At 41.8% G+C, this 10617-nt stretch carries 12 protein-coding genes and 1 pseudogene; 2 read left to right on the forward strand and 11 right to left on the reverse strand.

Features of this window, described 5'->3' with window-relative positions:
- Positions 1–35 precede the first annotated feature (35 nt).
- The 3 genes from fabG to ACYVTD_RS01060 are packed head-to-tail and all read right to left on the reverse strand — an operon-like array spanning position 36 to position 2449.
- Complete coding sequence (fabG, locus tag ACYVTD_RS01050) at positions 36–764, reverse strand: 3-oxoacyl-ACP reductase FabG (protein ID WP_461245923.1); 729 nt, start codon at positions 762–764, stop codon at positions 36–38.
- A complete protein-coding gene (locus tag ACYVTD_RS01055) occupies positions 765–1229 on the reverse strand; it encodes an ApeP family dehydratase (protein WP_461245924.1) in 465 nt (154 codons plus the stop codon).
- 11 nt (positions 1230–1240) lie between these two features.
- Entirely contained in the window at positions 1241–2449 is a 1209-nt protein-coding gene (locus ACYVTD_RS01060; protein WP_461245925.1) for a beta-ketoacyl synthase N-terminal-like domain-containing protein, read from the reverse strand.
- A gap of 119 nt (positions 2450–2568) precedes the next feature.
- Between ACYVTD_RS01060 and ACYVTD_RS01065 the strand changes: the two genes are divergently transcribed.
- Entirely contained in the window at positions 2569–3228 is a 660-nt protein-coding gene (locus ACYVTD_RS01065; protein WP_461245926.1) for a 4'-phosphopantetheinyl transferase family protein, read from the forward strand.
- A 4-nt stretch (positions 3229–3232) separates the two neighbouring features.
- Here the strand turns inward: ACYVTD_RS01065 and ACYVTD_RS01070 are convergent, their stop codons facing one another.
- From ACYVTD_RS01070 to ACYVTD_RS01105, 8 genes are all read right to left on the reverse strand, one after another.
- Positions 3233–5599 carry an MMPL family transporter gene (locus ACYVTD_RS01070; RefSeq protein ID WP_461245927.1) on the reverse strand — a complete coding sequence of 789 codons (2367 nt, stop codon included), beginning with the start codon at positions 5597–5599 and terminating at the stop codon, positions 3233–3235.
- Positions 5571–6245 carry an outer membrane lipoprotein carrier protein LolA gene (locus ACYVTD_RS01075; RefSeq protein WP_461245928.1) on the reverse strand — a complete coding sequence of 225 codons (675 nt, stop codon included), beginning with the start codon at positions 6243–6245 and terminating at the stop codon, positions 5571–5573. The genes ACYVTD_RS01070 and ACYVTD_RS01075 overlap by 29 nt, the downstream gene beginning before the upstream one ends.
- Positions 6242–6694 carry an acyl-CoA thioesterase gene (locus ACYVTD_RS01080; protein ID WP_461245929.1) on the reverse strand — a complete coding sequence of 151 codons (453 nt, stop codon included), beginning with the start codon at positions 6692–6694 and terminating at the stop codon, positions 6242–6244. Before ACYVTD_RS01080 ends, ACYVTD_RS01075 begins: the two co-directional genes overlap by 4 nt.
- Before the next feature lie 2 nt (positions 6695–6696).
- Positions 6697–7668: an LpxL/LpxP family acyltransferase gene (locus ACYVTD_RS01085; protein ID WP_461245935.1), complete on the reverse strand. Its 972-nt coding sequence runs from the start codon at positions 7666–7668 to the stop codon at positions 6697–6699.
- A 40-nt stretch (positions 7669–7708) separates the two neighbouring features.
- A complete protein-coding gene (locus ACYVTD_RS01090; protein ID WP_461245930.1) occupies positions 7709–8452 on the reverse strand; it encodes a glycosyltransferase family 2 protein in 744 nt (247 codons plus the stop codon).
- Positions 8449–9021: a hypothetical protein gene (locus ACYVTD_RS01095; protein WP_461245931.1), complete on the reverse strand. Its 573-nt coding sequence runs from the start codon at positions 9019–9021 to the stop codon at positions 8449–8451. The genes ACYVTD_RS01090 and ACYVTD_RS01095 overlap by 4 nt, the downstream gene beginning before the upstream one ends.
- A complete protein-coding gene (locus ACYVTD_RS01100) occupies positions 8972–9388 on the reverse strand; it encodes a hypothetical protein (RefSeq protein WP_461245932.1) in 417 nt (138 codons plus the stop codon). The genes ACYVTD_RS01095 and ACYVTD_RS01100 overlap by 50 nt, the downstream gene beginning before the upstream one ends.
- Positions 9389–9485: 97 nt before the next feature.
- Positions 9486–10229, reverse strand: coding sequence for a glycosyltransferase family 2 protein (locus ACYVTD_RS01105; RefSeq protein WP_461245930.1), 744 nt, complete (start codon positions 10227–10229; stop codon positions 9486–9488).
- 89 nt (positions 10230–10318) lie between these two features.
- Here ACYVTD_RS01105 and ACYVTD_RS01110 point away from each other — a divergent pair.
- Positions 10319–10617, forward strand: a pseudogene (locus tag ACYVTD_RS01110) (AMP-binding protein); the annotation flags it as partial.

The following is a 10617-nucleotide window of genomic DNA, read 5'->3' on the forward strand; positions in this document are numbered from 1 at the left end:
AACCGCACAGTATATATCGAATATGAAACTTTGTTTCATGTCATTCCCCCATTAACTGATATTACCTGCCGTGTTATATACGAAGCTTCTTCTGAAAGAAGAAACACTGCCAAAGCCGCAACTTCTTCAGGTTTTCCTGTACGACCCATTGGGATTGCCGGAAGAACCATCTCCATAGGCACATCACGGATCATTTCAGTTTCGATAATACCCGGCGCAATACAATTTGCCGTTATGGAACGGCTTGCAAGCTCTACTGCCAAAGCTTTTGTCGCTCCGATAATGCCGGCTTTGGCAGCGCTGTAATTTACTTGTCCCCTGTTTCCGTTTATTCCAGATACCGAAGAAATAGTAATAATGCGTCCTTGTTTTTTTCGGCAGATCGGCATCATAAGCGGATGAAGCACATTATAAAAACTGTCAAGATCGGTGCGAAGAACTTTGTCCCAATATTCTCCGCTCATGCCCGGAAACGAATCATCGGCGGAAATTCCGGCGTTGCTGATAATTCCCCAAAACGCGCCGTTTTCTTCCGACCATTTATCAAGTTTTTCCTGACATTCTTCCCTGTTGCTCACGTCAAATTGAAGCAATTCTACGCTTCCGCCTTTTTGGAGAATTTCTTTTTGTAATGACTCGGCGGCTTCTTTCCCTTTGTGATAATGAGCCGTTACATGATAACCGGCATTGGATACGGCAATGGCGATGGCTCTGCCTATACCCCTGCTTGCCCCTGTTATCAGAACTTTTTTCTCCGTATTCAATTAAATCTGCCCCGCAGTCAATTTTTTGAACCGCTCATCGTTTACTTCCATAACCATTAAACTTCCTTCCATAACTTTTTTGTCTTTTAAAAAAACTTCTCCTTCAAAAGTATAAATCAAATCCGTACAATCACTTTCTTTTAATCGAACTTCTATTAAATCATTGTTCTTAAACACAGGAATTTCCATTCGCATAGATGGAATACTCAAAATAAACCCGATATTGGGTTTTTCTCCTTTTTCCCTTTTTCTAATTCCGGTAAGAACGGAAATCGCCTGAGCCATAAATTCAAAACCTACCCATGAAGGCACGCCTTCTAAAGCAGGATCGTAAAAAAGACAATTCTTGGTAATATTATATTCCGCGCGGATACTATGTTCAATATCATACTCAATGACTCTGTCCAGAAGCATCATTTTCCCTTTGTGCGGAATTAATGTTTGCAGTTCTTCTTTTTCGATCAAAATTATCTCCTTCAAGAGGGGAACCTTCGCCCTTCGGGCTCGGTTGAGGTTCCCAAAATTAAACTGACATTACAACCGCCAAAAGCAAAACTGTTACTCATACATACAGAAGGCGTTTTTTGTCCTTCCGTTACGGCTGGAAAAACGGGAATTTCCTCATCTCTTACGCCGTCCCAACAGTGTACAGGAAGACCCCTTTGTTCGGTCAATACCATCCAACAAATTGCCGCTTCCAATGCCCCTGCCGCGCCTAAAGTATGTCCTGTTATGGGTTTGGTTGAACTTATTGGCGGCACATCGCCAAATACTTCTTTCATGGCAAGCCCTTCGGCTTTGTCGTTTAATTCCGTGCCTGTTCCATGAAGGTTGATATAGCCGATTTGTCCGCTGTCCAGTCCTGCGTCAACAAGCGCGGACATCATCGCCTTTGCCGGTCCAACTCCGTCTGTTCCTGGAGCGGTTATGTGATATGCGTCTGCGCTTTCCCCAGCCCCCAAAAGTTCAACGGCGGAATCTGTTTCGGAATCGAGCAGAAAAAAAGCCGCTCCTTCTCCAAGGTTGAGTCCTTTTCGGTTTTTGCTAAACGGGTTAGTTAGGCTGTCCGAAATCGCTTCTAGCGAATGAAACCCCGCGAAAACCGTATCAGAAACAATGTCCGCGCCTCCGGCTATTACCGCGCCGCACAAACCTGAGCGTATCAATTCCGCCCCTCTAATAATGGCGCTTGCCCCTGAAGCGCACGCTGTGGCGACAGTGAACACATGACCGGAAAGACCGAATTTTTCGGCGATAAATTCCGCAGGAAATGACGCGCTTTGAAAACGTAAATTGTAATCTTGCGGGAAAGAACCTTGCGCAAGAAACACTTGATGAGCCAGAAGGGAGCCTTCGCTGCCGTTGTCGCAAGAACCGAAGCATACCCCTATTTTTTCTTTACCGTATTTGGCAACGGCTTTTTCTATATCGGGACGTATTTGTTCTAAAGCCGCGTTAATAATGCGGATAATTCTGGTTCCTCCGGCATAAGCGTCGGGTGGAAAATCAACTTTGGGTAAATCTGCGGAAATTAGTCCAACGGGGAATTTCCCGCTTTTATCTGGCAATTCACGCATTACTATTCCGCCCTGATACCCTTTAAGGCAGGAGTCGTATAATTCATTTTTGTTTTTTCCGGCGCAACAAATAAGTCCCGGAGCTGACAGTCGGATACTTTTTTTCACTCAAAATTGCCTTCCAGCGTATTGCAAAGAGCGGCTGTATTGTAGAAACAGAGTTGAAAATAGGCTACAATTTTATCAGCTTTTTTACCGCTCAAAATAAATACCCGGAGTTTAATGATATGTCATATTATATAAATTTATCTACTTTGTCAAACGAGCAAAAAGATATGCATAGAGCTGAACGGCAAAAACTTTTAAGCGCCGAAGCAAGACGTATATTATCTGTATGCGAAGGCAGACCTATTACGGAAGACGATATAGCCAAAGAAGCTGCGGGTAGACCTTTTTTTCCAAGCCATGATACGGATTTTAGCATTTCCCATTCAGGGGACATTGTGGCGGTTTCATTAGTTAGGGGCAAAAATCTGCGTACAGGCTGTGATGTTGAGCGTGTGCGTCCCCGCGCAAGGGCGCGTGAAATAGCGGAAGAATTTTTTACCGCCCCTGAAAGAGATTATATTGAACAAGACAGCCGCCCTGACGGAACAAGGTTTTATCAAATTTGGACGCTAAAAGAATGTTATTTAAAACTAAAGGGTCTATCAGTTTTTGACATGCTAAGTGTTCCGTCCTTTGTCAACGGCGTAGAATCGGCGGTTCGCAGTTCACTTCTTAATACCCGTTTTGAACAAATCTCATTCAGTCTTTACGAACTTACAGGGAGCAGTGAACAGTATATACTTGCAACGGCGCTTGAGGGGACAGAAGCGGAACCACCCGAAATACGCTGGTTCTCTGAGAATTCTTTGTGTCCTTCTCTTCCTTTGTGCCCTTTGTGAGAAATTATTCCGTACTCTGTAAAAGCATAGCTAAAATAAACGCCGCGCCTAATCCAACTGAAACGGTAAGCCCGAAAATATGAGTTGGCGTAAAATTGCTTAACACCAAAGCTCCAAAAGAAAGAAGAGTAGTTAAGAACGATAAAACTACGGCAAGAGATGTAAGCTGTTTTTCCTCTCCTTGTTTTTTCCCGATCATGTAAAAAATATAATCCAGCCCTAACCCAAAAACCAAAACAAGAGCCGCTACTGAGAAAAAGCCAAGTGGAATTTTACTGACAGCTAACACAGCCAGAACGGATATAACAAGCAACAATGGAACTGCGCAAATCTTAACGCTATCCCGTCTTGGATACGCCGCAAAAACCACAACAGATATTACAATGTAGGCGGCAAGGAAAAATAACAGCATAGTCTTGGTAAGAGTATCCAGATCATGTCCAATATCTTTTGCCTTGTTTACAAAATAAACATAGTCTGATTCTTCTGCGATAGCCCTAAAGACAGCCTCGTCTTTTGGGTTAAGGGGCATGACGCATGAGTAGTAATTTCCGTTTTTCTCTCCTATCCATAGTCTTGAAATATCAGCAATGGAAAGCGTGTTTGCGTCTGTGGGAAGACAATATTGCGCAGAGTTGAATTCGTTTTTAAAAGTTTGCGCGTAATTTTGCGGAAAGCCCAAATATTCAAATTGAGCGGAAGCCAATGGGAGCAGGGCTTTCATGGCGTTATGTGTTTCTTTTTGTTTTTTTATTGAAGGAATAAAAACCGAAGTTCCAATGAAAGACCCCAAATTCTCACGGATAATTTCTTCTTCTAAACGCGCAGCAAGAGCTTCCTCGTTTTTCAAAGTTTCTTCCGCGTTTGTGCCCGATACAATAAAGTACCAGCCTGAAGAACCATAATCCAAAACTTGTGCCGCCCGCTTTTCCGATTCCAACAAAGAAGCGGACATAGTGTAAAGAGATGAAAGATTATTTTCTATTTTTATCGCTGAAAGATTAGTGATAAGAAGTATCAGGACGGCAAGAGTCAGGGCGGCGGTAACGGGTTTTGCTATACGCGGCAAAGACAGGTTTTTAAGACGGAGAAAAAGTTTGCTTTCAAAAAGCGCAAAGCGTCTTTTGTTATCCTGTGGTATTTTAAGGCGGGGATAAATACAGAAGAAGGTAAGAAAAGAACTGAGCAATCCCGCCATTGAAAAGACAGCGAACTGTTTTAGAATTGGGAACGGGGCAAACAGAAAAACACAAAAACAAATTTCTGTGGAAATAAAACTCATAATAACGCTTTTTGAAATAGAACGGCGTATCTCCGCCCCGTTTTTCAAAGACGGATTCCCCTTCCAGTGGACAAAGAAATGAACAGAGTAATCTACGCAGGTTCCGATAAGAGTTGTTCCAAAAACAAAGGTAATAATATGAATTTCCCTAAAAACCAAAAGAGCTGTGGCGGTAGCAATGCCTAATGAAACTCCCACAGCCAAAATGGAAGAAAAAACAGGTAAAACAGAGCGGAAGGCATATAGGAACATAATTATAATTAAGATAATTGTAATTGTACTGATTAACGAGATTTCCCTTTGCGCGCCTGAAGCACTTTCGTAACTGTGGAAAGGTATCCCTGAAAAATAAAATTCCAGCCCGGGTACTGATTTTTTTATTTCAGGCGCAAGAGCGTAAATTTTTCCAACAGCATTCTGTCCTGAACGCAAAGAAGTCGCTTGTGGAGCAAGAATTAAACGGAGTAATACATACCATGTTCCGTCTTTTTGCGCGGACAGGACATCTTCTTTGACGCTAAGATTGCCGCCCGCAAGCAAGGAAGATGATAAGAAATCTCCCATACGCCTTTCCGCAAGAAAGAAAGGGTCTTTTTCTATATTGTCCAACGGGAAAAAATTAATCGCGCCAAAAGCGGACGCAAGCGCGTCTTGCGCAATTTCTTCCGCTCCGCCGTTTTCCAATAAATCAAGCGTTTCCTTTCCTGCGATAACAAAACGGTAATCGTACAGATAACGGCTAAACTCCGCCATGACTGAGGAATCAAAGTATAGGGAAATTCTCTCAAAATCAGGCGAATGCTCAAAATTTGCGCATAACAGTTGCGCTCCTTTTTTGGCGTCTTCAAAATCAGGCGCGGCGGAAAGGATAACAAGTTCCCGTCCGATTTTTTCTCCAAGCATCGTATCAGCTTCCATTACCGACTTGGATTGATTCGAGCGGGGGAGCATATCAAAAAGCATGGTGTTTATGTGTAAATGTCCAATAATAAAAACAGAAAGCAAGAGAAGTAGGGGAATGGTTATGTGGACAGCAATCCACAGCCAAAATGGGTTTATGTTATGGTAAAACGAAAAAAGCTTTTTCATTGACATCCAATTCCGCCGGATAACTGTGGTTTGACAAAATATACAGTACAGTGTCGCCGTTCTGTTCGTATATCAGTATCGATCTAATGGCAATATCGCCTTTCATAATTATTTTTTCCGCAAAAGCGTCAATAGCTTTATTCAGCGGAATAAGTCCCAACTCCCAAGCGGAATAGGCATCAACAATGCCGCCGTCGCCTGAATAATAAATTTTAAAATTATCTATTAGCCCCTGACTGTTACCTGAAAATACCGCGCTTATAACTTCCGCCATTTGTAGAAATGTTTTGTTCCCATGCGCGTTTAAAACAGTTTTTTGCCCCCCATGCCTTGATTGTATGATGTAATCTTTCCCAAGCGTAAGGGTAGAGGGAAATGGTTTAACAGTGTCCCATACCATACCCAATCCGCCGGCAATAATAAAATTACCCGATGATTTTAAAGTTTTTTTAAGCCGGCTTATGGTTTTTTCTTGTTCAAAGTTTCCACGTACAAAAATATGCTCCGCAAGATGTGAACAGGTTGTTTCAAAGGCAGCAGTAGTTTGCGGATCCAGAGGATGCTTGAAAATTTCTTCCTGCGGTGTTTGCGCCCATAGTCCTGCGGCGCAAAAAAACAATGCCAAGACAGCGGTAATTCGCCTCACTGTTTTTTTTCTCCAATAAAGGCTTCAACTTTTTCGACTAAAATTGACGGACACACAAAACAAGAATCTTGAGCTTTTATGTCGAATGCCATTTGCGTGCTGGAACCTTTGGTGGTAAGCTGACCTGTTTGCGCGTTACGGATTTCATATCGAATCAACAGGCGATTTTCGTATTCCATAAGAATTGCTTTTACAATTGCCCTATCTCTGAAACGAAGCGAGCTTAAATATTTAGCGGAAACTTCAATTACCGGAAAGGCATAGCCTGATTTTTCCATTTCATCATAGCTGTAGCCTATTTTTTCTAAAAGCGCGCGGCGACCAACTTCAAAATAATTTAAATAATTCCCATGCCATACAATCCGCAAAGGATCAAGATCGTAAAACTCAACGGCAATTTCCGCTTCCGCGTAAATATTGTAAGGTCCGTTGTTTTCTTTTGATTCCATTCTCACGCCTCTTTTGACCAGAAGTCATAGAAATTATACCACTGAAAAGGGTTTTGTTTACAGTGGGTTTCCAACAGCTCTGCAAAAGATTGGGCAAGAAGGAAACTTTGAGTAAATCTTTCCTTTCTGGAACATTCAAAAGACAATGTACTTTTGTGTACATGCATATCGTATTCCGGCTTTATGGACAAATCCCCGCGGCGAATGGAAAAAACAAAATATAAGGGAGCCTTCATTAAAACGGCAAGATAAAAAATTCCCGGTGAAAAAGGCGCAGGACTTCCCAAGAAAGGAATAGTAAAGTTTTTTCCGTCTTTATGATTACTGGCGGCTGTTCTATCTCCGGCAATTGTTACCATTGCTCCTTCTGCTAGTTTTTCTTCCAGTATTACCGCTGTATGAGGACCTATTTCTCCGGCGCTTATAATATCAAAACCTGATTGAGGGTTCAGTTCTTTTAGCATACGGGTAAATTTTTCGCTAACCTTAGTATCAATAACAGCGATAACCTGCGTTTTTCTAGATACCGCCGTCCTGTTAAAACTTGCAAGCCCTCTTAAAAGTTCAATGTTCCCCAAATGAGAAGTGAGCATAAACACGCCTTTTCCGTCTTCCAAAGTTTGTATTAGCTCTTCAATGTCATCATTTTGAAAATGTATATTCTTAAACTGAAACTTGCCTCCCCACGATTGTAATTTTTCTACCAGATTAAGAGAGAAAGAGATAATATGCCGTAGCGGAGCAAAAGGAGAACGGCATTTTTTGGCAATATTGTTTTGCGTAACAAAAGGAGCGGCTTTTTGCAAAAAACGCCTTGATTCGGCTCTTGCTTTTTTTGAAAAAAGGAAGTAAAAAAAACCGACAGGAAAGGCAAGAATGCGCAAGATAATAACAGGAAACAGTTTAAATAAAACCAAAAGAAGTTTTACATGCCAATATCCAGCGGCTTTTTCTTTATGTTCAGACCAATGCAGGGGAGTTTCTTCTGTTTTTTTTCATAATTCGTTTTCCTGATCAATTTTTTCTGCGTTTAATTTTACGGGCAATCAACAGCGGTAAACGCAGAAGCATACCTACAAACAGCCGGCTAAACATCCAGCTTATACGGATATTATCTCTGACCATGCGAAAATTTGAAACCCCATCGGAAGGGTAAATTACTTTTATAGGATAAAATAACGGAAACGATTTATTCCAGTAAAGACGCACCAAAATTTCAGGGTCAAAACCCATGCGCTTGTCAAAAAAAATAGACCGCGTTATGCGCAACGACGCTTCCACAGGGTATACCCTAAAGCCGCAAAGAACGTCTTTTAGCTCAGTAGAGAGCGTAACCATACTTGCCCAGAAGTTGGAAATTTTTCGTCCTGTTACCCTGCTTTTTGGGGCGGTCTCGTCAAATTCGGGGTATCCGCAGATGACCTTATCGGGGTTTTTTGCGGATTTTTCCAAAAAGGAAGCGATTTTTCCTTCGTCATGCTGACCATCGGCATCTATCATGAGTACATGGGTTAGCCCTAATTCCGCCGCTTTCTCAAAACCTTTTATAGCGGCTCCTCCCTTTCCTATATTTTTTTTTAAATTAACCAGAATAATTCCTGGCGTTTTAGCGGCACATTCCGCAAGGAGGGCTTTAGTGTCCGCGTCGTTACCATCGTCCACCATAATTACAGGCAACCCCGAAGCCGCAAGACGCTCAGCCAGAGGACAGGCTGTTTTACCATGCCTGTATATGGGGATAAGAAAACCCTGTTTCATTTATCCCCCAAAATAACAGTCCCTGTTGAATAGGCAGTTTTATTATCAGGAGAACAAATATTAAAAGAAATTGAGTTTTCTTTTTTTCCCAACTTGAGCAGTAGGGGCGCGTCAGGTTGAATAAAATTTGTAAATTTTACACGCCGTATTTGCGAAGGACTTATGGTAGTTCCAAAATGACGCGCCGCAAAACGAATAACCAATTCCGCCTGAGCTACAGCGGGAAGAATGGGAAATCCATGAAAGTGTCCGTCAAAATACGGGCTTGTAGCAGGAATGGAAAATTCTATGCTTACGGAATTTTCGGTTTTCTCGATAATTTTTTCTTTGTCTAAAGCGCCAAAACCTTCACTTGTAACAGCGCCGTTATCTGCAACTTTATTTTCACCTGAGAAAAGAAGTTCAATATCTTCTTTCTTTTTCTTTCCTTGCGCATCAAGCGGTAAAGTTTCAGGATAACGCCATTTTTTGGGAATTACAATATTTTCAAAATATTGAAGAAGATATTCTCTCCAAAATTTATTTATATTGCGTTTTTCTAGATACCGCCGTCCTGTTAAAACTTGCAAGCCCTCTTAAAAGTTCAATGTTCCCCAAATGAGAAGTGAGCATAAACACGCCTTTTCCGTCTTCCAAAGTTTGTATTAGCTCTTCAATGTCATCATTTTGAAAATGTATATTCTTAAACTGAAACTTGCCTCCCCACGATTGTAATTTTTCTACCAGATTAAGAGAGAAAGAGATAATATGCCGTAGCGGAGCAAAAGGAGAACGGCATTTTTTGGCAATATTGTTTTGCGTAACAAAAGGAGCGGCTTTTTGCAAAAAACGCCTTGATTCGGCTCTTGCTTTTTTTGAAAAAAGGAAGTAAAAAAAACCGACAGGAAAGGCAAGAATGCGCAAGATAATAACAGGAAACAGTTTAAATAAAACCAAAAGAAGTTTTACATGCCAATATCCAGCGGCTTTTTCTTTATGTTCAGACCAATGCAGGGGAGTTTCTTCTGTTTTTTTTCATAATTCGTTTTCCTGATCAATTTTTTCTGCGTTTAATTTTACGGGCAATCAACAGCGGTAAACGCAGAAGCATACCTACAAACAGCCGGCTAAACATCCAGCTTATACGGATATTATCTCTGACCATGCGAAAATTTGAAACCCCATCGGAAGGGTAAATTACTTTTATAGGATAAAATAACGGAAACGATTTATTCCAGTAAAGACGCACCAAAATTTCAGGGTCAAAACCCATGCGCTTGTCAAAAAAAATAGACCGCGTTATGCGCAACGACGCTTCCACAGGGTATACCCTAAAGCCGCAAAGAACGTCTTTTAGCTCAGTAGAGAGCGTAACCATACTTGCCCAGAAGTTGGAAATTTTTCGTCCTGTTACCCTGCTTTTTGGGGCGGTCTCGTCAAATTCGGGGTATCCGCAGATGACCTTATCGGGGTTTTTTGCGGATTTTTCCAAAAAGGAAGCGATTTTTCCTTCGTCATGCTGACCATCGGCATCTATCATGAGTACATGGGTTAGCCCTAATTCCGCCGCTTTCTCAAAACCTTTTATAGCGGCTCCTCCCTTTCCTATATTTTTTTTTAAATTAACCAGAATAATTCCTGGCGTTTTAGCGGCACATTCCGCAAGGAGGGCTTTAGTGTCCGCGTCGTTACCATCGTCCACCATAATTACAGGCAACCCCGAAGCCGCAAGACGCTCAGCCAGAGGACAGGCTGTTTTACCATGCCTGTATATGGGGATAAGAAAACCCTGTTTCATTTATCCCCCAAAATAACAGTCCCTGTTGAATAGGCGTTTTAAAATTTGAAACCGCAAAAAAAACCAGCGAGGTTTTTGGCTTTTGCCCTGTGGAAGTTTACGGCAGTACGGAAACTTCTGGAATTGCGTGGAGGCAGTCGGTCAACGGTCAGGAATGGACAGTCTTTGACAACGCGGAAATTAGTCAAAACAAAGACGGCTGTTTGATTATCCGCTCGCCGTACATCAAAGACCCGGCAGGTTTTGAAACTGCCGACATGGTAGAAATATTAAAAGACGGACGATTCCTGCTCAAGGGGCGTATTGATTCGGTTGTAAAAATTGAAGAAAAACGTATCTCATTTACCGAAATAGAAAACCGTATTTTACAATCAGGTCTTGCCTCAGA

Source organism: Treponema sp. R6D11 (assembly GCF_054786075.1).